General features: G+C 61.4%; 21 protein-coding genes. 17 read left to right on the top strand and 4 right to left on the bottom strand.

The features are described 5' to 3' along the window. Window positions 1-63: 63 nt before the first annotated feature. Complete coding sequence (gene hpaR, locus DWV00_RS11565; protein ID WP_115533896.1) at window positions 64-471, bottom strand: homoprotocatechuate degradation operon regulator HpaR; 408 nt, start codon at window positions 469-471, stop codon at window positions 64-66. A gap of 175 nt (window positions 472-646) precedes the next feature. Between hpaR and DWV00_RS11560 the strand changes: the two genes are divergently transcribed. The 7 genes from DWV00_RS11560 to hpaI all read left to right on the top strand — a co-directional run bounded on the left by DWV00_RS11560 (window position 647) and on the right by hpaI (window position 6,641). Beyond that, a complete protein-coding gene (locus tag DWV00_RS11560; RefSeq protein ID WP_115533705.1) occupies window positions 647-1,408 on the top strand; it encodes a fumarylacetoacetate hydrolase family protein in 762 nt (253 codons plus the stop codon). Further along, a complete protein-coding gene (locus DWV00_RS11555; protein ID WP_115533704.1) occupies window positions 1,405-2,163 on the top strand; it encodes a fumarylacetoacetate hydrolase family protein in 759 nt (252 codons plus the stop codon). The genes DWV00_RS11560 and DWV00_RS11555 overlap by 4 nt, the downstream gene beginning before the upstream one ends. 33 nt (window positions 2,164-2,196) lie before the next feature. After that, window positions 2,197-3,654: a 5-carboxymethyl-2-hydroxymuconate semialdehyde dehydrogenase gene (gene hpaE / locus DWV00_RS11550; RefSeq protein WP_115533895.1), complete on the top strand. Its 1,458-nt coding sequence runs from the start codon at window positions 2,197-2,199 to the stop codon at window positions 3,652-3,654. Between the two features lie 66 nt (window positions 3,655-3,720). Further along, entirely contained in the window at window positions 3,721-4,584 is an 864-nt protein-coding gene (gene hpaD, locus DWV00_RS11545) for a 3,4-dihydroxyphenylacetate 2,3-dioxygenase (RefSeq protein WP_115533703.1), read from the top strand. A gap of 22 nt (window positions 4,585-4,606) precedes the next feature. Next, complete coding sequence (locus DWV00_RS11540) at window positions 4,607-5,005, top strand: 5-carboxymethyl-2-hydroxymuconate Delta-isomerase (RefSeq protein WP_115533702.1); 399 nt, start codon at window positions 4,607-4,609, stop codon at window positions 5,003-5,005. Between the two features lie 20 nt (window positions 5,006-5,025). Next, a complete protein-coding gene (gene hpaH, locus DWV00_RS11535; RefSeq protein ID WP_115533701.1) occupies window positions 5,026-5,829 on the top strand; it encodes a 2-oxo-hept-4-ene-1,7-dioate hydratase in 804 nt (267 codons plus the stop codon). An 8-nt stretch (window positions 5,830-5,837) separates the two neighbouring features. Then, window positions 5,838-6,641, top strand: coding sequence for a 4-hydroxy-2-oxoheptanedioate aldolase (hpaI, locus tag DWV00_RS11530; protein WP_115533700.1), 804 nt, complete (start codon window positions 5,838-5,840; stop codon window positions 6,639-6,641). Window positions 6,642-6,683: 42 nt separating this feature from the next. Here the strand turns inward: hpaI and DWV00_RS11525 are convergent, their stop codons facing one another. From DWV00_RS11525 to DWV00_RS11515, 3 genes are all read right to left on the bottom strand, one after another. Next, complete coding sequence (locus DWV00_RS11525) at window positions 6,684-7,964, bottom strand: MFS transporter (RefSeq protein WP_115533699.1); 1,281 nt, start codon at window positions 7,962-7,964, stop codon at window positions 6,684-6,686. Between the two features lie 155 nt (window positions 7,965-8,119). Next, window positions 8,120-9,010, bottom strand: coding sequence for a LysR family transcriptional regulator (locus DWV00_RS11520; protein ID WP_115533894.1), 891 nt, complete (start codon window positions 9,008-9,010; stop codon window positions 8,120-8,122). Between the two features lie 159 nt (window positions 9,011-9,169). After that, window positions 9,170-10,090 carry a LysR family transcriptional regulator gene (locus DWV00_RS11515; protein ID WP_245964829.1) on the bottom strand — a complete coding sequence of 307 codons (921 nt, stop codon included), beginning with the start codon at window positions 10,088-10,090 and terminating at the stop codon, window positions 9,170-9,172. A gap of 97 nt (window positions 10,091-10,187) precedes the next feature. Between DWV00_RS11515 and DWV00_RS11510 the strand changes: the two genes are divergently transcribed. The 10 genes from DWV00_RS11510 (at window position 10,188) to DWV00_RS11465 (ending at window position 19,553) form a co-directional block, all read left to right on the top strand. Further along, window positions 10,188-11,051: a VOC family protein gene (locus DWV00_RS11510; protein WP_115533697.1), complete on the top strand. Its 864-nt coding sequence runs from the start codon at window positions 10,188-10,190 to the stop codon at window positions 11,049-11,051. Between the two features lie 2 nt (window positions 11,052-11,053). Then, window positions 11,054-11,719 (top strand): class II aldolase/adducin family protein, encoded by a 666-nt coding sequence (locus DWV00_RS11505; protein WP_115533696.1) that lies wholly within the window; start codon window positions 11,054-11,056, stop codon window positions 11,717-11,719. Window positions 11,720-11,731: 12 nt separating this feature from the next. Then, window positions 11,732-13,198 carry a 2-hydroxymuconic semialdehyde dehydrogenase gene (locus DWV00_RS11500; protein ID WP_115533695.1) on the top strand — a complete coding sequence of 489 codons (1,467 nt, stop codon included), beginning with the start codon at window positions 11,732-11,734 and terminating at the stop codon, window positions 13,196-13,198. Beyond that, window positions 13,195-13,986: a 2-keto-4-pentenoate hydratase gene (locus DWV00_RS11495; protein WP_115533694.1), complete on the top strand. Its 792-nt coding sequence runs from the start codon at window positions 13,195-13,197 to the stop codon at window positions 13,984-13,986. The genes DWV00_RS11500 and DWV00_RS11495 overlap by 4 nt, the downstream gene beginning before the upstream one ends. Beyond that, window positions 13,983-14,753, top strand: coding sequence for a 2-keto-4-pentenoate hydratase (locus tag DWV00_RS11490; protein ID WP_115533693.1), 771 nt, complete (start codon window positions 13,983-13,985; stop codon window positions 14,751-14,753). Before DWV00_RS11495 ends, DWV00_RS11490 begins: the two co-directional genes overlap by 4 nt. A 10-nt stretch (window positions 14,754-14,763) precedes the next feature. Then, a complete protein-coding gene (locus DWV00_RS11485) occupies window positions 14,764-14,982 on the top strand; it encodes a 4-oxalocrotonate tautomerase (protein ID WP_115533692.1) in 219 nt (72 codons plus the stop codon). Then, the gene (locus tag DWV00_RS11480) at window positions 14,966-15,886 is read left to right on the top strand and encodes an acetaldehyde dehydrogenase (acetylating) (protein ID WP_115533691.1); all 921 of its coding nucleotides are present in this window, start codon (window positions 14,966-14,968) and stop codon (window positions 15,884-15,886) included. The genes DWV00_RS11485 and DWV00_RS11480 overlap by 17 nt, the downstream gene beginning before the upstream one ends. 10 nt (window positions 15,887-15,896) lie before the next feature. Then, entirely contained in the window at window positions 15,897-16,913 is a 1,017-nt protein-coding gene (gene dmpG, locus DWV00_RS11475; RefSeq protein ID WP_115533690.1) for a 4-hydroxy-2-oxovalerate aldolase, read from the top strand. A gap of 95 nt (window positions 16,914-17,008) precedes the next feature. Further along, the gene (locus DWV00_RS11470) at window positions 17,009-18,139 is read left to right on the top strand and encodes a porin (RefSeq protein ID WP_115533689.1); all 1,131 of its coding nucleotides are present in this window, start codon (window positions 17,009-17,011) and stop codon (window positions 18,137-18,139) included. 58 nt (window positions 18,140-18,197) lie between these two features. Beyond that, window positions 18,198-19,553: an MFS transporter gene (locus DWV00_RS11465; RefSeq protein ID WP_115533688.1), complete on the top strand. Its 1,356-nt coding sequence runs from the start codon at window positions 18,198-18,200 to the stop codon at window positions 19,551-19,553. Window positions 19,554-19,571: the final 18 nt, after the last annotated feature.

Here is a 19,571-nt window from a genome sequence, read left to right as displayed (position 1 = left end):
ACTTGCCGCCCACGACGCCGGCGGCGGGGTGCCGGCGTGGCCTCGATATAACGGACAGACCTGCTATACGGAGTTCCCTTCAAGCCCGGCAAGAAGTGCATCGACCGCCTTATAAACTTGGTCTACGACACCCTGCCCGACTTGAGATTCGAGTTCCGCGTATCGTGCTTCGAGGTCACCGCTCAATGTGGCGACGAGTTCGGTGCTCGTCGGTGTCAGCGACACGAGCACCCGGCGCTGATCGTCGGGAAATCTTTCTTTGGTGATGAATTCCAATGCTTCCATCCGTGCCAGCACGCCTGCCATGCTGGGGCTGGAAATCGTACATAGGTCCGAGATCTGGCGGGGCTCCATCGGCCCGTGTTCGTGAAGCGCCCGGATCACGCGCCATTGCTGTTCCGTTAGTCCATGCGCGGTAATGAGAGGGCGGAAACGCTCCATCATTTTCTCCCGTGCCCGGAGCAGCAGCATCGGCAGATTGCGGCGCGACACCGCCTGTTTCGTGTTGGCCTTCATAGATGTGAAAAAAACAATCTTCCGATTGAGGCGATTGGGGGAAACCCTCAATCAGCATGTGCGTCCTTGACGACAGATCATAGCAAGCGAAATAATACTAACATGTGAGTGAATGTAGGAGGCAAGGCCGATGTATGCACCCGCCGATCACCTGCTGCATCTGCAGTGGGAACCGTTCGCGCGTGACGTCGACGTGCGCGAGGCGCGAGAACTGCTCGCGGATGGCGCGGCGTGTCGTCCGCCCGTGTCCGGAACCGTCTATGGCACGCTGCTGAACGATGCCGCGGCGTTGGAGGCGATGGGCGACGCGGTTCACGCCGCGCCTTACAAGGCGCCGCCGAAGGCCCCGATTCTCTATGTCAAGCCGCGCAATACGCTCGCTGGGCATCGTGCGCAGGTTGCCGTGCCCGATGACGACGCGGGCATTGAGGCCGGTGGCTCGCTCGGTGTCGTGATTGGCCGCACGGCTTCGCGGGTGACGTCGGATCGGGCGCTCGAGTTCGTCGCAGGCTATACGATCGTCGCGGACCTCTGCGTTCCGCACCAGAGCGTCTACCGGCCTTCGGTCCGCTTTCGTGCACGTGACGGGTTCTGCGTGATCGGACCGACGGTCGTGGCGCGCCGCCATGTTGCCGATCCCGATGCGTTGCCCATTGCGATCGATATAGAGGGAAAGGGGACGTTCCGTGCGAGCACAGGAACGACGATACGCAAGGTTGCACAACTGATCGCGGATGTGACCGACTTCATGACACTTTCCGCGGGAGACGTGCTGACATTAGGGGTGCCGCACGGCGCACCGATCGCTCGTGCGGGCGACAACGTGCGGATTGCCATCGGCGATTGGCCGCCGCTGAGTTTTTCGACGATTGCACAAGGAGGCGCGCGATGATGCGAGGCCGTGTTGCCTATGCGGGAGCGATTCATGAAGCCTATCCCCACGAGCGGGGCGTAGCGCTTGCGGATGGCCGAATCTGCCGAGAGGACGAAGTCGTATGGCTCGCGCCGATCGAGCCGGGTACGATCTTCGCGCTCGGGCTGAATTACGCGGAACATGCGAAGGAGCTGCAATTCTCGAAGCAGGAGGAGCCGCTCGTCTTCTTGAAGGGACCGGGCTCGGTCATCGGCCATCGCGGCGCGACGCGTCGCCCGTCCGGTGTCACGTTCATGCATTACGAGTGCGAGCTTGCCGTCGTGATCGGTAGGCCGTGCAAGGAAGCGAAGCGTGATGTGGCAATGGGCTATGTTGCCGGCTACATGATCGCCAACGACTATGCGATCCGAGATTACTTGGAGAACTACTACCGTCCCAATCTGCGCGTGAAGAACCGCGATGGGGGGACCGTGCTGGGCCCATGGTTCGTCGACGCGGCCGACGTTGCCGATGTAAAGCAACTGGAATTGCGTACCTATGTGAACGGCACGCTGCAACAGAAGGGCAGCACGCGTGACCTCGTGACCGATGTTCCCGCATTGATCGAGTACTTGAGCGGCTTCATGACCCTCGCGCCGGGCGACATCATTCTGACCGGCACGCCGGACGGCGTCGTCAATGTGAACGCCGGTGATGAAGTCGCCTGCGAAATCGACGGGCTCGGCCGTCTCGTCAATGTCATCGCTTCCGATGCGGACTTCAACCGCAATTGATCGATCAAGCGCCCGTTTACCCATGGAATGCATATGCGAATCGAACATCTGATCAACGGCAAATCCACGCCGGCACGCGACTACTTCGAAACCGTCAACCCCGCCACGCAGGAGGTGTTGGCCGAGGTCGCGAGCGGCACGGCGCAGGACGTCGACGCGGCCGTTAGCGCCGCGAAGGACGCTTTCCCGGCGTGGGCCGCGAAGCCCGCGACCGAGCGCGCAAAGCTCATTCGTAAGCTTGGCGAATTGATCACTAAGAACGTGCCCGAGCTTTCGGAAACGGAGACGCGCGATACCGGGCAGACGATTTCGCAAACGCGAAAACAGCTTGTCCCGCGCGCGGCCGACAACTTTACGTACTTCGCCGAGATGTGCACGCGCGTGGACGGTCACACCTATCCGACCGATTCGCACCTGAACTACACGCTGTTTCATCCGGTTGGCGTATGCGCGCTGATCTCGCCGTGGAATGTGCCGTTCATGACGGCGACATGGAAGATCGCACCCTGTCTCGCGTTCGGCAACACGGCCGTGCTGAAGATGAGCGAGCTTTCCCCGTTGACCGCGTCGATGCTTGGACAGCTTGCGCTCGAAGCGGGCATTCCCGCCGGCGTACTGAACGTTGTGCACGGTTATGGCAAGGATGCGGGCGAGCCGCTCGTTGCACATCCCGACGTGCGAGCCGTTTCGTTTACCGGATCGACTGCGACAGGCAATCGAATCGTGCAGGCGGCCGGGCTCAAGAAGTTCTCGATGGAGCTAGGTGGTAAGTCGCCGTTCGTGATCTTCGACGATGCGGATTTCGAGCGCGCACTGGATGCCGCCGTCTTCATGATCTTCTCGAACAACGGGGAGCGTTGCACCGCGGGTTCGCGAATTCTCGTGCAGAAGTCGATCTACGCGAAATTCGCCGAGCGGTTCGTCGAGCGCGCAAAGCGGCTGACGGTGGGCGATCCGCTCAGCGAGAGCACGATCGTAGGCCCGATGATCAGCCAGGGCCATTTGGCGAAGGTGCGCAGCTACATCGAACTCGGGCCGAAGGAAGGGGCGACGCTCGCTTGCGGGGGGCTCGATGCCCCATCGTTGCCCGATGCGGTGAAGAACGGCAACTTCGTGACGCCGACGGTTTTTGTCGATGTCGACAATCGCATGCGTATTGCGCAGGAGGAAATCTTCGGGCCTGTCGCGTGCCTGATCCCCTTCGACGACGAAGCCGAGGCGATCCGCCTTGTCAACGACATTTCCTATGGTCTCTCCAGCTACGTATGGACCGAAAATGCCGGGCGCGCGCATCGCGTGGCCGCTGCCGTCGAGGCAGGCATGTGCTTCGTGAACAGCCAGAATGTGCGTGACTTACGGCAGCCCTTCGGCGGCACGAAGGCGTCGGGCGTGGGCCGTGAAGGCGGAACGTGGAGTTACGAGGTATTTCTCGAGCCTAAGAATGTGTGCGTGTCGCTCGGTTCGCATCATATTCCGCGGTGGGGCGTTTGAACGGGCGGAAAGCATCATGACCCCTCTCCAAGACTCAACACTGATCCACTGACCAGGTAAACCGCCATGGGCAAACTCGCACTGGCTGCCAAGATCACCCACGTTCCGTCGCTGTACTTGTCGGAGCTCGACGGTCCCCATAAAGGCTGTCGTCAGGCCGCGATCGACGGGCACCATGAAATCGGCCGGCGCTGCCGCGAGCTGGGCGTCGATACGGTCGTCGTATTCGACGTGCATTGGCTCGTCAACAGCGAATATCACATCAATTGCGCGCCGCGGTTCGAGGGCATCTATACGAGCAACGAGCTACCGCATTTCATCAACAACATGCGGTACGCGTATCCCGGCAATGTCGAACTCGGCAAATTGATCGCCGACGTTGCCAACGAGATGGGCGTCAAGACGCGAGCACACAGCGAAACGTCGCTCGACCTCGAGTATGGAACGCTGGTTCCGATGCGCTACATGAATTCGGATCAGCATTTCAAGACCGTATCGATCTCGGGATGGTGTATGTGGCACGACTTGCAGACGAGCGCGCGCTTCGGCCTCGCGGTCCGCAAGGCCATCGAAGGGCGATACGACGGCACGGTTGCGATCCTCGCCAGCGGCTCGCTCAGCCACCACTTCGCGAACAACGGCACGGCCGAGCAGTTCATGCATAAGGTCTGGGATCCGTTTCTCGAGCAGGTCGACCGATCGGTCGTCGCGCTCTGGGAAAAAGGCGATTGGAAGACGTTCTGCGCGATGCTGCCGATGTACAACGAAAAATGCTGGGGCGAGGGTGGCATGCATGACACGGCCATGCTGCTCGGCGCGCTTGGGTGGGATCGATACGAAGGCAAGGCCGAGGTCATCACGCCGTATTTCGGTAGTTCGGGCACAGGGCAGATCAACGCTGTGCTGCCCGTGACGCCGTTGCCTGCCTGAGATCGTTCGAGGAGCGATATCGATGCCACATCTAACGCTTGAATATAGCGCGGGCCTGGCCGACGAAGGCAGCATGGACAGCCTTTGCCGCAAGCTCGCCCGCTGCCTGCAGGAACAGAAGGAGGGCGACCGGCCCGTCTATCCGCTCGGCGGCATTCGCGTTCGCGCGTTGCGGTGCGAAACCTATTGCATTGCGGATGGCGCGCCGGACGCCGCATTTCTGCATGGCAGCTTGAAGATCGGCGCCGGGCGGTCCGAACCGGTCAAGCAAGCAACGGGCGATGCATTGTTCGAGATCATCAAGCAGCATTTCGCCGAAATCTTCGACAAGCAGGGACTCGCGCTTTCGTTGGAGATCAGCGAATTCAGCGAAGCGGGCACCTGGAAGCACAACAATCTGCACGCGCGTCTCAAGCGCTGAATACGACGGGAACGTTAATCATGCTAGACCAGACGACGATCCGGGAACTCGCGGCGAAACTCGATCATGCCGAGAAAACGCGAACGCAGCTACGCCACTTTTCGGCCGCTTATCCGTCGATGACGATCGAGGATGGTTACGCGATCCAGCGTGAATGGGTCAAGATCAAGCTGTCCGAGGGGCATGTCATCAAGGGCCGCAAGATTGGTCTGACTTCGCGCGCCATGCAGCGCTCGTCGCAGATCACCGAGCCCGACTACGCGCCGCTGCTCGACAGCATGTTCATCGAGAGCGGGCAAGACATCCCCGTGAATCGCTTTATCGCGCCGCGCGTAGAGGTGGAACTTGCCTTCATTCTCAGCAAGCCGTTGAAAGGGCCGGGGGTGACGCTGTTCGACGTCCTCGATGCGACGGCCTACGTGACGCCGGCAGTCGAGATCATCGACGCGCGCATCGAGCAGTTCGATCGGGAAACGAAGGCGCCACGCAAGGTGTTCGATACGATTTCGGATTTTGCGGCAAATGCCGCAATCGTGATGGGTGGGCGCCCTGTGCGGCCGATGGATGTCGATTTGCGTTGGGTCGGCGCACTGCTGTACAAGAACGGCGCGGTGGAAGAGAGCGGGCTTGCGGCCGCGGTGCTCAATCACCCTGCGACGGGTGTCGCGTGGCTCGCCAACAAGATCGCCCCCTATGACGAAGCATTGAACGCGAACGACGTGATACTGAGCGGCTCGTTCACTGCGCCGATTTCTGCTCGCGCGGGCGATACATTCCATGTCGATTACGGCCCCTTGGGCGGCATCGCACTCAATTTCGTTTGACTCATCCAATGAATCCGATCGAGAACCGTTTCAAACGCGACCTCGCTAAAGGCGAGCCGCAATTCGGTTTATGGGCGGCGCTCGCCGACGCTTACGTCACGGAAGTGTTGGCCACCGCGGGCTTCGACTGGCTCCTCATCGACAACGAGCATGCGCCGAACGACGTGCGCAGTACCTTGGCGCAGTTGCAGGCCATGTCCGCCTATGCGTCGCATCCCGTCGTGCGCCCAGTCAAAAGCGATACGGCAATCATCAAGCAGTTGCTCGACATTGGCGTGCAGACCTTGCTGCTGCCGATGATCGATACCGCGGAGGATGCGCGCGAAGCCGTCGCGGCGACACGTTATCCGCCGGAAGGCGTGCGCGGCGTCGGCAGCGCGCTTGCGCGCGCCTCGCGGTGGAATCGCGTGCCTGGCTATCTGAACACCGCCGCGAACGAGCTATGCGTGCTGGTGCAAGTGGAGACGGTCAAAGGCTTGGCCAACCTTCGGTCTATTGCCGACGTCGACGGCGTGGATGGGGTGTTTTTCGGGCCGGCGGATCTGAGCGCGTCGATGGGATTGCTCGGCAAGCCGGGCGCGCCTGAAGTGCGTGAGGCTATCCGCAAAGGTATCCAGATCGTTCGTCAACGCGGCAAGGCCGCGGGCGTGCTCGCCGCCGATCGAGAATTCGCTCAGGAGTACATCGAGGCGGGAGCGACCTTCGTTGCTGTCGGGACCGATACCGGACTCCTGAGTGCGGCTGCGTCGCAACTCGCTGCCTCATACAAAGGTTCGGACACTGTCGCCAATTCGGAGCGCGGTGGCTATTGATTCGGGGCTAGCGCAATGGCCCGCAGCGGATAGCGGATGTATTCAGCGCAGCCCGATCGCTCTGACGCGTAGCAGCGCAACGATGCTGGCTGCCGCCGCCACCATGATGTAGAAGCTTGGCGCCAACGTGCTGCCGCTCGCACTGATGAGCCAGGTGATGATAAACGGCGAAAATCCTCCGAATACGGTCACCGACAAGTTGTAGGCAATTGACATGCCGGTCGTGCGGGTTTGCGTTGGGAAAAGCTCGCTGAGCAATGCGGGCAACGGGCCGAAGTACGCGATCATAATTACCCCAATGAACAGCTGGATGCCGATCATCGCGCCAAACGTTGGATGCGCCGCCAAATATGCGAAAGCGGGCCACGCCAGCAACAGGAACAGCACCGCCGCACCGAGCATTATCCTTGTGCGTCCATGCAGGTCGGACCAATGGCCCGCCAGTGGTGCACCGATCATCTGCACCACGCCAGTCACGACGATCGCGGAAAACGCGGAAGACGACGGAATACCCAGTTGCTTGACCGCATAGGTCGGCATAAACAGAATCAGGTAGGACGAGACCGTTCCGAGCACGACGACGCTCATCGCGAGCAGAAGGCGCTCCTTCTGGTTTGCTAGCGTGTCGGTGAGGGGGCGCTCGGCGCGCTCCGTGGCGGTGAATTCCGGCGTTTCGTCAATCTGTGTGCGAATGTAGTAGGCGACCGGACCGATCAGTAGGCCGAACAGGAACGGAATCCGCCAGCCCCAGCTCTGCATCTGAGCGTCGCTCAGCGTGCTGCTCAGAATTGAGCCGAAGCCGGCTGCGATCAGGGTCGTAAGCCCCTGGCTCGCTGCCTGCCAGCTCGCGAAGAAGCCGCGCCGTGTCGGCGCGTACTCGGCAAGGAACGCCGTGGCGCTGCCGAATTCTCCTCCAGCCGAGAAGCCTTGTATCATGCGCGCGAGCACCATTCCGACCGGTGCGACGAGTCCAATCGATGTGTAGGTCGGCATCACGGCGATCAGCAGCGTACCCGTCATCATCAGCAAGATCGAGAGCGTCAGCGCTGCCTTGCGGCCCGCCTTGTCTGCGTACACGCCCAGCACGACCGCGCCGAGCGGTCGCATGAAGAACGACACGCCGAAGGTGCCGAGCGTGAGCATCAGGGATACCGACGCGCTCCCGGCCGGGAAAAAGAGCCGGGAAATCGTGATCGCGAAAAAGCCGTACGCGACAAGGTCAAACCATTCGAGCGCATTGCCGATCGACGCGGATGCGATGATGCGCCAAGACGATGCGGTGACGGGTCGGTCGATTGGAAGGGCGGCGGATATGTCGTTCATTGGTCTCCTCGTCGAATAGTGCCGCTACCCGGGCCGATGCAGGCTGCGTGTGCCAAACCCAGCAAACTATCGATGTAGCGTTGCATGGGCAGGCATCGTACCTAGGCCGTCATATACGCAAAAGATACGATTTTCGAGCGAGATATCAATTTTTCTTATCGCGTGCTCGCATCGCGAAGGCATTCGATGAAGCAGCGTGCCGCAGGCGTTGGGCGCCCGTTGTCGCGGGTGACGAGCGAGACTCGTGCAGCCGGCAACGGCTCGGCGGTCGTAATTGCGCTGAACGCACCGGTTCTACGCAGAGTACCTAAGATGGCCTCCGAGAACATCCCAAGCGCGTCCGAATTCTCGACGATGCTGAGCGCGGTCACTAGCGACGAGCATGCGATCACGTCCTGCGGCGCCGTGTAGCCGTTCTCGCGAAACATGCGCTCGAGAAAATCCGTCGATGCATAGCCGAAGCCCGGCATCAGCCATAGCGTGTCACGCAATTCTGCGATCGATACTGCGTGACGCAGTGGGTGGCCCTTCCGGCCCACAATGATCAGTTGTGTCGAAAACAGGATCTGTCGGTTGAAGCCGTCTGCGGGATGGTCGTCGAGCTCATTCACGATCGCGAAATCGAGCTGCCCTGATGCAAGCTGGTCCTGCGTGCTCGGCGGCGACGATTCGGCAATCGACAGCTCGACCCTCGGCATCCGTTGCCGGAAGGTCCTCAACGCACGCGGGAATATCGACAGAGCGGCTGTCGACGAAATAGCGATGTCGAGCGTGCCACCCGCACCGTCCTGCATCTGGTCCAGTTCGTCCTGCGCGCTGCGCACCTCTTCGAGGATCAGGTGTGCGCGCTTCAGCAGCGCGTGGCCGAACTCGGTCAATTCGATGCCCTGACTGCTGCGATGGAGTAGCACGGCGCCGACGCTCTTCTCGAGTTCGCGCATCAAGCGTGTGACCGCCGGCTGGGATAGTCCAAGAATCGGTGCCGCTCCGCGGATGCTCTGCTGTTGAGCGACCACGGAGAATGCTCGGAGTTGCTGCAGATTCATGCTCATGTCGTAACCCTGCAAGTGGTGGTCACGGACGAGCAACTGCGATTTCGCAACCCGTCATGGCCCGATATCAGCAAATGATATCGCGGGCTGCCGATGTAACCGCCAACCGCGTCACTCAAGATCTTCGCGGGTAATGTCGCGCTCGCCAGGACTTCACTTGCCAAAAAGCTGCACAAACAACCCGCGCAACCAAACTCCCGCTGGGTCACCGTGGAAGCGCCGGTGCCATACCATAGAGACACCAAAGCTGGGAAAGCGCACGGGTGGCGCGATAAGCTGAAGCCCCACATGTTCCGAGACGAGCGCCGCGAGATTGCTCGGCACGACTGCCACGAGGTCGCTGCTGGCGACGATCGGCGCAATACTCAAGAAGCTTCCGACTCTCATCGCAACGACTGCGCGCACTCTCGGCCCCATTAGCACCTTTTCGACCGCTGCCGCGTGGCGCGTGCCATGTGGACTTCCGACGACATGGGGCAGCTCGCGCAGTTGGCTCACAGTCAACTGACCGTCGACGCGCGGATGACCTAGGCGCGCGATGTAGACGAACCTCTCCTCGAACAGACGCTTTTCGTGTACCTGCTTGCCGAGCCCCGGCAAAAAGCCGACCGCAAGGTCGATCTCGCCAGCATCTAGCCCGGCCAGCAGTTCAGCGCGCGACACCGACACGGTATCGATGCTGACGTTCGGCGCCTGTTCCGCGAGCCATAAGGCCAGGCGGGGGAAGAAGTAGCGCTCGCCAATGTCGCTCAGCGCGATACGGAACCGCCGGCTGTCTTCCTCCGGTGAGAAGTGCGGCTTTTCGATTGTTCTACGCACGATCGTCAGCGCGGTCGCTATCGGGTCGGCCAGGGTTTGCGCGAACGCGGTTGGCTCCACTCCGCGTCGATGCCGTACGAATAGTTCATCGTCGTACGTTTCCCGCAAGCGAGCCAGACCACGACTGACTGCCGGTTGCGAGAGGCCCAGCCGTTCGCCCGCAGCCGTCAGGTTGCGCGTGCGCCAAATGCATTCGAACAATTCGAGCAGATTGAGATCCAGATGCGGTGCACTTCGCCCGCTGTCATCACGCATTCGCATATCACAATTCCAGTTTGTTCATTTCACGGATATCACGCACAAGCCTACATTATCGACATCTCAGCATGACTTCGTTTTTAAGGGCTGCCCTGTGATCGACCTTCACGACATCCGCTACGTCAGGCTAGGCACGCGAAACCTCGCTGCCGCCGACGAGTATGCGCTCAAAATCCTCGGCCTCGAACTAGGTCGGGCCGATGCAGGTGCGCACTATTACCGCAGCGACAATCGCGATCACACGCTCGTGTACTTCGAGGGCGATCCGCGCGAGCACGTCGTTGGATTCGAGTTGCGGACAGCCGACGAACTCGACCGGGCCGCGTCTGAACTGAGCAATTCTGGCATCGACGTGCGGGCTGGAAGCGCGGAGCAGTGCGAGCAGCGCCATGTCGAGGTGTTCGTCAATTTCCGCGATCCGAGCGGCAACAGCATCGATCTCGTCGTGAGGCCGCATCACAGCGGGCGCCGCTATTTTCCGTCGCGCGACGCCGGCATCACTGGATTCAGTCACGTTGGCCTATGCACGACCAACGCCGCGCGCGATGAAAGATTCTGGACTCAGATCCTCGGTGCGCAAGTGAGCGACCGTATCGGAGACGCACCGCTGCTGCGCATCGACGAAATCCACCACAAGGTCGCACTGTTCCCCGCGGCGCACCATGGCGTGCAACACATCAATCATCAGGTGGAAACGATCGACGATCTGATGCGCGCTTGGTATCTGCTGCAGCGCCATGGCGTACGCATCGTCTTCGGACCTGGCCGGCATCCGACGTCCGGTGCGGTTTTTCTGTACTTCGAAGGGCCGGATGGAATGGTCTATGAGTATTCCACGGGCGTGCGCCACATAACGGCCGCCGACGAACCGTTTTATCAGCCACGTCAATTTCCGAGAGCGACGAGTTCCTACTGCATGTGGGGTGCCGTGCCGGACATCGCCGAATTTAGGACGTAAAGATGGATGCACAAACCGTGCTTCGAGTTGCCGCGCGTGCACTCGCTCGCCATGGGCTCGTCCATGCGTATGGGCACGTGAGCATGCGCCTCGATTCCGAACGCTTCCTCGTGTGCGCCGCGCGGCCGATGGCGTTGATCGGTTTGGGCGACGACGGAACCGTGGTTCCTGTGACCGGCGCACTTCCGGATGGTGTGCTCGGGGAGGTCAAGATTCACCAGCAGATTTACGCACTCCGCCCCGATGTGAACGCGGTGGCTCGAACGATGCCCCCGGCGCTGATGACATTGGGCACGGCGCGCCTGACTCCGCTGCCTCGCCACGGCTTTGGTGCGTACTTCGGGCGAGGTGTGCCGCTGTGGGATGACCCGCAATTGCTGCGAGACGACACGGCAGCGAAAGCGTTAGCCGAAACGCTCGGCGATGAACCGGCCGTCGTCATGCGAGGCAACGGAACGGTGGTCGCGGCCGATTCGCTGATGAAGGCCGTGGTGCTCACTTGGTACTTGGAGGACGCGGCCAGGCTGGAGCTCGCGATTCTCAGCGCCGGTCTAGCACAGGAGTCGGCGATCCTCACCGATGCCGAATGCAGCCGCCGCGCGACTTCCGCTGGCCAGATCTTTGAACGCATGTGGGACTACCTGACGGCAGGCGACCCAGAACGCTAAAAGGAAGACGTAATGATCCTGAATTTCATCAACGGTACCTATCGCGAAGGACGGGGCAGTAAGTGCTTCCCCGACGTTGACCCCTGTACGGGGCAACTCATCGCGCAGGTGAGCGAGGCGAGCAAGCAAGACGTCGACGACGCGGTGCAAGCGGCTCGCGCCGCACTCGACGGGCCGTGGAGCAAGCTCACGCTCGCGCAGCGCTGCGATTTGCTGTACGCCGTCGCTGACGAGATCGACCGCCGCAAGGACGATTTCGTTGCCGCGGAAGTGGCCGATACCGGCAAGCCTCGCGCCCTCGCATCACACCTCGACATCCCGCGCGGTGCAGCGAATTTTCGTGTCTTCGCGGATGCCGTGCGCAACGTCCATACCGAATGCTTCACGGGCACTGCGCCCGACGGCAAGCCCGCGCTGAACTATGCGCTGCGCCGGCCGAAGGGCGTGATCGCCGTGGTATGCCCGTGGAATCTGCCTCTATTGTTGATGACGTGGAAGGTCGGGCCCGCGCTCGCGTGCGGCAATACGGTTGTGGTCAAGCCTTCCGAAGAGACGCCTGCCACCGCGGCGTTGCTCGGCGAGGTGATGAACGAGGTCGGGGTGCCGGCGGGTGTCTACAACGTCGTGCACGGGTTTGGTCCTGGTTCGGCGGGCGAGTTTCTGACGTGCCATTCCGATGTCGATGCGATCACCTTCACAGGCGAGACGCGCACGGGCGCCGCGATCATGAAGGCTAGCGCCGACGGTATCAAACCTGTTTCGATGGAATTGGGCGGCAAGAATCCGGCGCTCGTGTTTGCCGATGCCGATATCGATGCGGTAATAGCCGGTCTAAAGCGGTCGGTATTCGAAAACACCGGACAGGTTTGCTTGGGCACCGAGCGCGTTTATGTCGAGCGGCCCCTGTTCGATAAGGTCGTGGAGGCGCTGACCGGCGTCGCGCGCTCGCTTCGGCCGGGTGTTCCCGAAGATGCGAACGCCAACTTCGGTCCGCTCATTTCCGAAGAGCATCAGCGCAAGGTTCTGAGCTACTACGCCCTTGCTCGCGATGAGGGCGCGACCGTGCACCACGGCGGCGGCGTGCCCGAGATGCCGGCCCACTTGCGCGAAGGCGCATGGATCGAGCCGACGATTTGGACGGGCTTGTCGCGTGACTCGCGCGTGCTGACCGAGGAAATCTTCGGGCCCTGTTGCCATATCGAACCTTTCGATTCCGAGGAGGAAGCCGTTCGCCTGGCCAACTCGACGCCGTATGGCTTGGCGGCATCGGTCTACACACGCGACGTCAACCGGGCGCATCGAGTAAGCGCGAAGCTCAAGGTCGGCATCGTGTGGGTCAATACCTGGTTCCTTCGCGATTTGCGTACCGCGTTCGGCGGCTCGGGGAAATCGGGTATCGGCCGTGAAGGGGGCGTGCATTCGCTCGAGTTCTACACGGAACTGTCCAACGTCTGCCTCAAGCTGGAGCCGCAAGCATGAATGTGCAACACCAATTGGCCGCAGCCGACGCGTTGCTGCAGGCGGCCCGTACCGGTCAGCCGGTTGCGCCGCTGCGTGAAACGTATCCGGATTTCGGCGGCGACGATGCCTATGCGGTGCAAGAGATCAATACGCAGCGTCAACTCGAGAGCGGGGCGCGGCTCATCGGCAGGAAGATCGGTTTGACCGCGCGCGCCGTGCAACAGCAGCTCGGTGTGGATCAACCCGACTTCGGCATGCTGTTCGACCATATGGCCTTCCAAGATGGCGAGCCGATCGGCTGGTCGCATCTGATGCAGCCGAAAGTCGAGGCCGAAGTGGCGCTCGTGCTCGAGCGCGATTTGCTCGAGCCCGGCGTCACTGTCGCCGAAATGCTGCGAGCAACGGCTTTCGCATTGCCGGCCATCGAAATCGTCGGCAGCCGCATTGCCGATTGGAATATTCGCTTCGTCGATACGGTAGCCGACAACGCATCGAGTTCGGCGTTCGTGCTCGGCAACACGCCGGTTTCGCTGACGGGACTCGATTTGCGGCTGGCCGGCATGGTCATGGAGCGCCGTGGCGAGCAGGTATCGCTCGGTGCCGGCGCGGCTTGCCTTGGTCATCCGATGAACGCCGCCGTATGGCTTGCCAACACAATGGCGTTGCGCGGGCATTCGTTGAAGGCCGGGGACGTCGTCCTCACGGGTGCGCTGGGACCCATGGTTGCCGTTCGCCCCGGTGACGTATTCGAAGCGCGCATCGAAGGCCTGGGCGCCGTGCGCGCCGTGTTTGGAGAGAAGGAATGAACGATCGCTTCGCAATGCTTGCGCAACGCGTAGACGACGCGGCGTGCAAAGCCCGCGCCATCGCGCAGTTTGGCGAGGCCGAGCAGCTCACGACATCGGACGCGTATGCGATCCAGGCTGCTTCGATAGCTCGGCGGCTCGAACGCGGTGAACGCCGCAGCGGTGTCAAGATGGGTTTCACGAGCCGAGCCAAGATGGTCCAGATGGGCGTACACGACGTGATCTGGGGGCGCTTGACGGAGGAGATGGCACTTGAAGAAGGCGCCGCCGTTCAGCTCTCACGCTATGTGCACCCGCGCGTCGAGCCTGAGCTCGCGTTTCTGTTGGCTAAGCCGCTCCCGGCTCGCGTCAGTTTGGTTCAGGCGTTGGAGGCGGTTGCCGCCATCGCGCCCGCGCTCGAGGTGATCGACTCGCGCTACGAAAACTTTAAATTCTCTCTGACCGACGTGATTGCCGACAACGCATCGTCGTCGGGTTACGTGATCGGTTCGTGGTCGGATCCGCGACGCGACTTCTCGAACCTTGGTCTCGTTCTGAGCATCGATGGTCGAGCCAAGCAGATCGGAAGTACCGCGGGGATTCTCGGCCATCCGCTGCGCTCGCTCGTCGCGGCCGCGAGGCTCGCAGCGGAAGCGGGCGAGCCCTTGCAAGCCGGTGCGATCGTAATGGCGGGCGGAGCGACCGCTGCGGAGGCCCTTGAACCCGGTATGCACGTGCGCTGCGAAATGCAGGGCCTCGGTTCGGTCGAATTCAACGCAGTCGAATAGGGGACAAGCGATGCCGCTCATACAAGTCACGCTGATCGAAGGGCGTTCCATGGACGCAAAGGCGAAGTTGATTTGCCATCTGACGGAGGCGACAACCGCCGCAATCGGCGCGCCGCGCGAATCGGTGCGCGTGATCATCCAGGAAGTGCCCGCGGCCCATTGGGGTGTCGGCGGTGTGCCGAAATCAATCTCGGAGTCGAAGGAGCCCGCGCGTGAGTCGAAAGCTTAAAGTTGCGATTATCGGATCGGGAAACATCGGTACCGACTTGATGATCAAGGTGATGCGCCACGGCCGGCACATCGAAATGGGCGCGATGGTGGGCATCGATCCCGCTTCGGAGGGATTGGGGCGGGCAGCACGGCTCGGGGTGCCGACGACGGCGGATGGACTCGAAGGGCTGCTAGGCATGCCGGGGTTCGAGGAAATCGGCCTGGTGTTCGACGCGACTTCGGCTGGCGCGCACCACAAGCATGCTTCCCGCTTGACCGAGTTCGGCGTGCCGATGATCGATCTAACACCTGCCGCTATCGGGCCGTATGTGGTTCCCGTGGTCAACGGCGATGCCTATCGCGGTGCGAAGAACATCAATATGGTCACGTGTGGCGGGCAGGCGACGATCCCCATCGTGGCCGCGGTATCGCAGGTGGCGCGCGTGCACTACGCTGAGATCGTTGCGTCGATCGCGAGCCGCTCTGCCGGGCCGGGAACGCGCGCCAATATCGACGAGTTCACTGAAACGACGTCGCGTGCGATCGAAGTCGTGGGCCGCGCCGAGCGAGGCAAGGCCATCATCATTCTCAATCCGGCGGAGCCGCCGCTAATGATGCGCGACACGGTATTCACGTTCAGTGAAGTTGTCGATGAAAAGCGAGTGGCGGAAAGCATCGAGACGATGGTTGCCAAAGTGCAGGCCTACGTGCCCGGCTACCGCCTTAAGCAACAGGTGCAGTTCGAGCAAGCCGAAATCTCACTGCCGGGCGCGGGCCCTATCCGCGGATTGAAGACCACCGTGCTGCTGGAGGTGCGCGGGGCGGCGCACTATCTGCCTGAATACGCGGGCAATCTGGACATCATGACCTCGGCCGCGTTGGCCTGCGCGGAGTCGCAGGCGGCGGCACTCGTCGCGGCGTGAAGGAGCGAATGTGAACAAGAAATTGTATATCTCCGATGTCACCCTGCGCGACGGCAGCCACGCCGTGCGGCATCAATATAGCGTGGCGCAAGCGGTGCAGATTGCCAAGGCGTTGGATGCGGCGCGTGTCGATTCGATCGAGGTTGCCCACGGCGACGGCTTGGCCGGTTCCAGCTTCAACTACGGCTTCGGCGCGCATACCGACCTCGAGTGGATTGCCGCGGTGGCTGAAGTCGTTACGCATGCGCAAGTAGCGACGCTGCTGCTGCCCGGCATCGGCACCGTGCACGATCTGTGCAATGCCTACGCGGCAGGTGCTCGAATCGTGCGCGTTGCGACGCATTGCACCGAGGCCGACGTCTCGCGCCAGCACATCGAGACGGCGCGCTCGCTCGGCATGGACACGGTCGGCTTCCTGATGATGAGCCATATGACGACACCGGACCGATTGGCCCAAGAAGCGCTGAAGATGGAATCGTATGGCGCGACTTGCATCTACGTCGTCGATTCGGGCGGCGCATTGACCATGAGCGACGTGCGTGACCGCTTTCGAGCGCTGAAACAGGTGTTGAAGCCGGAGACGCAAACGGGGATGCACGCACATCACAATTTGAGCTTGGGCGTCGCGAACTCAATTGTCGCGGTGGAAGAGGGGTGCGATCGCGTTGATGCGTCGCTCGCCGGGATGGGGGCGGGCGCCGGCAATGCGCCACTGGAGGTTTTTATTGCCGCCGCGGAGCGTCTTGGCTGGGTTCACGACTGCGATCTGATGGCGCTGATGGATGCGGCGGACGATATCGTGCGCCCGTTACAGGACCGTCCCGTGCGCGTCGATCGCGAAACGCTCGCGCTCGGATACGCCGGCGTTTATTCGAGTTTCCTGCGGCATGCTGAGATCGCTGCAAAGCGCTATGACCTCAAGGCGGTGGATATCTTGGTCGAGCTGGGTCGCCGGAAGATGGTCGGCGGGCAGGAAGACATGATCGTCGACGTCGCACTCGATCTCTTGGGGAATCAAGCCGCGTAAAACGCTGATAGGCCATCGCCGCATTGAGCGATGGGGAGCAGATGGAATAGAAATCGACATATTAATAAGTAGTCCTAAATAAATAGGAGGAGACGATGAAAGCAAAATATCTGGCCGCGACTGCTCTGGCCGTAACGAGTTCGTATGCCGCGGCACAAAGCGTTACGTTGTATGGGGTTGTCGACATGGGCGTCGAATACATTTCGCATGCGGGAACCAGCGGAAAATCGCTGGTCCGGATGCCGTCCAACACGGATGAACTTCCGTCGCGCTGGGGCCTGCATGGTGACGAGGACCTTGGCGGCGGCATGCATGCGATCTTCACGTTGGAGAGCGGCTTCATCGTGAACCAAGGCTCGATGGGTCAGGGTGGGCGCCTGTTCGGCCGGCAGGCATGGGTGGGAGTCAGCGGTCCATTCGGTGCCGTGACGTTGGGACGGCAGTACAACATGCTGTATTGGGCGATGGCCGATGCCGACATGATCGGCCCCGATCTCTACAGCATGGGTTCGCTCGACAATTACATCCCCAATATGCGCAGCGACAATACGGTCGCCTACAAGGGTTCGTACCGCGGCTTGACCATCGGGGCGACCTATTCGTTCGGCCGTGACGCGGCGGGGACCGGCAACTCGCCCGGGCAGGGCACTTGCGTGGGGTCGGTGCCGGGGGCGGCTTCCGCATGCCGCGAATGGTCGGCGATGCTCAAGTACGACACGCCTTGGTTCGGTGCCTCGGCATCCTACGACGAGCAGCGTGGCGGAGCGGGCGCGGCAGCCAGCTTCTTCGACGGGGCGGCCGCCATCCCGTTGACCGATCCCGCGGACAAAGACGCGCGCGTTCAACTGAACGGGTACGCGAAGTTCGGGAACTTACGTTTGGGCGGAGGCTGGATCGGGCGGCGCGTCGAGACGAACAATGTCACGTCGCCCGATGCGCGTTCGAATCTGTTCTTCGCGGGTGCTTCTTATCAACTGACACCCTTCGTCTTGCTGGATGGCGAGGCTTATCGGATCGTCAATGCCCAGCAGGATGCACGGGCCACACTCGGTACGTTGCGCTTCACTTATTTGCTTTCCAAACGGACGGCGGTCTATGCACAAACGGCCTATCTCGCGAATAGCGCACACGCCCAGTATGCAATCAGCTTGGGTGGAGCCGGAGCCACGCCGCCTGCAGGGATGGGGCAGCTTGGCGTGAACGTTGGGATTCGCCATTCGTTCTAGCAGATGAGCGGCGGTTGCCCAGCGATCGCCATCTTCGAAGGTGCGCAGAGGTGAAAAAATGAACGGTCTCACCGCCGACATCGGCGCAATCATTGACAACGGAAAGCTGTCACGCTTTCAGATCGTTGTCTTGATCATGTGTTTTCTGGTCGTCCTTGTAGATGGATTCGATACCGCGGTGATCGGCTATATCGCGCCGGCGCTGAGGAAGGAGTGGGCGCTCGATGCGAGTCAACTGGCGCCCGCGTTCGGCGCGGGCTTGTTTGGCCTGATGTGCGGCAGCTTCTTGCTGGGGCCGGTAGCCGATACGATCGGCCGCAAGAAGGTGCTTCTGATTTCCGTGCTCGTGTTCAGTCTCGGCACGTTTGCATCGGCACAGTCTCAATCCATCGGCATGTTGACTGCGTTGCGTTTCCTCACCGGGATCGGTCTGGGTGGCGCCATGCCGACCTGTATCACGCTGAGCTCGGAATACTCGCCGGCCCGTCATCGCATGTTGATGGTCACGCTCAGTTTCAGCGGCTTCACGACAGGGCTCGCATTGGGCGGTGAGTTGGCGAGCCATGTCATTCCTTTGTTCGGATGGCGTGGGTTGCTCGTCGTCGGCGGGGCGATGCCGCTCGTCCTGTTGCCTGCGATCGCTCTGTTGCTTCCGGAGTCGGTTCGCTTCATGGCTGCCGGCGCACGTCATAGGGCCGCGCTAGTGAAAGTCGTCGAAAAAATGACGGGAACGAAGGGCTGGGATGACGTGACCTTCGTCGAACCGGAACAGTCGCTCGCAGGAAAGTCGCCGATGAGGCAACTTTTTGCCGAGGGGCGCGCGGCACGCACGCTGTTGCTTTGGGGCGCGTTTTTTTGCTCGCTCTTCGTCTTCTATCTGCTGACAAGCTGGCTGCCCAGCATTCTCAAAGACGCGGGCTATAACATCGCAAGCGCTGCCCGTATCGGTGCCATGGTGCCATTGGGCGGCACGTTCGGGGCGATCGTCGTTTCGCTGCTGATGGACCGGATGAACGCCTATCGAGTCCTTGCGGTCACGTACTTCGGTGCTGCCGCGGCGATAGCGGTGACCGGCTTCTTGCTGAACGACGTCGTTTGGTTAGGATGCACGGTCTTCTTGGTTGGCTTCGGCGTCGCGGGTGCGCAGAATGGATTGAATCTGCTGTCGGCCAGCATTTATCCGACTACGGCGCGCGCCACGGGCGTCAGCTGGGCGATGGCCAACGGCAGGATCGGTTCGATCATCGGATCCATGGCCGGTGCCCCGCTCATGGCGCAGTTCGGGCAGGGCCAGATTCTGTTCACCTCGATTGCCGCACCTGCACTGATGGGCTCGTTGGCGATTTTTTTACTTGGGTGGCTGACTGCGCGTACGGACTCGATCAGCCGAAGCAACGTCCCAGCGGCGGGTTGAATAGCCTCGGATTCCTGC

The sequence above is a fragment of the Trinickia dinghuensis genome (genome assembly GCF_003367175.1).
Taxonomy (GTDB): Bacteria; Pseudomonadota; Gammaproteobacteria; order Burkholderiales; family Burkholderiaceae; genus Trinickia; species Trinickia dinghuensis.
This window is presented reverse-complemented; position numbering and strand designations above follow the sequence as displayed.

What these genes read in the sequence shown, in the direction of transcription:
- hpaD (WP_115533703.1), top strand. Translation starts at nt 3,721, where the DNA reads ATGGGCAAACTCGCACTGGCTGCCAAGATCACCCACGTTCCGTCGCTG.
- DWV00_RS11485 (WP_115533692.1), top strand. Translation starts at nt 14,764, where the DNA reads ATGCCGCTCATACAAGTCACGCTGATCGAAGGGCGTTCCATGGACGCA.
- DWV00_RS11500 (WP_115533695.1), top strand. Translation starts at nt 11,732, where the DNA reads ATGATCCTGAATTTCATCAACGGTACCTATCGCGAAGGACGGGGCAGT.
- DWV00_RS11525 (WP_115533699.1), bottom strand. Translation starts at nt 7,964, where the DNA reads ATGAACGACATATCCGCCGCCCTTCCAATCGACCGACCCGTCACCGCA.
- DWV00_RS11505 (WP_115533696.1), top strand. Translation starts at nt 11,054, where the DNA reads ATGGATGCACAAACCGTGCTTCGAGTTGCCGCGCGTGCACTCGCTCGC.
- hpaI (WP_115533700.1), top strand. Translation starts at nt 5,838, where the DNA reads ATGAATCCGATCGAGAACCGTTTCAAACGCGACCTCGCTAAAGGCGAG.
- hpaR (WP_115533896.1), bottom strand. Translation starts at nt 471, where the DNA reads ATGCTGCTGCTCCGGGCACGGGAGAAAATGATGGAGCGTTTCCGCCCT.
- DWV00_RS11515 (WP_245964829.1), bottom strand. Translation starts at nt 10,090, where the DNA reads ATGCGTGATGACAGCGGGCGAAGTGCACCGCATCTGGATCTCAATCTG.
- hpaH (WP_115533701.1), top strand. Translation starts at nt 5,026, where the DNA reads ATGCTAGACCAGACGACGATCCGGGAACTCGCGGCGAAACTCGATCAT.
- DWV00_RS11555 (WP_115533704.1), top strand. Translation starts at nt 1,405, where the DNA reads ATGATGCGAGGCCGTGTTGCCTATGCGGGAGCGATTCATGAAGCCTAT.
- hpaE (WP_115533895.1), top strand. Translation starts at nt 2,197, where the DNA reads ATGCGAATCGAACATCTGATCAACGGCAAATCCACGCCGGCACGCGAC.
- DWV00_RS11540 (WP_115533702.1), top strand. Translation starts at nt 4,607, where the DNA reads ATGCCACATCTAACGCTTGAATATAGCGCGGGCCTGGCCGACGAAGGC.
- DWV00_RS11520 (WP_115533894.1), bottom strand. Translation starts at nt 9,010, where the DNA reads ATGAATCTGCAGCAACTCCGAGCATTCTCCGTGGTCGCTCAACAGCAG.
- DWV00_RS11470 (WP_115533689.1), top strand. Translation starts at nt 17,009, where the DNA reads ATGAAAGCAAAATATCTGGCCGCGACTGCTCTGGCCGTAACGAGTTCG.
- DWV00_RS11560 (WP_115533705.1), top strand. Translation starts at nt 647, where the DNA reads ATGTATGCACCCGCCGATCACCTGCTGCATCTGCAGTGGGAACCGTTC.
- DWV00_RS11465 (WP_115533688.1), top strand. Translation starts at nt 18,198, where the DNA reads ATGAACGGTCTCACCGCCGACATCGGCGCAATCATTGACAACGGAAAG.
- DWV00_RS11490 (WP_115533693.1), top strand. Translation starts at nt 13,983, where the DNA reads ATGAACGATCGCTTCGCAATGCTTGCGCAACGCGTAGACGACGCGGCG.
- DWV00_RS11495 (WP_115533694.1), top strand. Translation starts at nt 13,195, where the DNA reads ATGAATGTGCAACACCAATTGGCCGCAGCCGACGCGTTGCTGCAGGCG.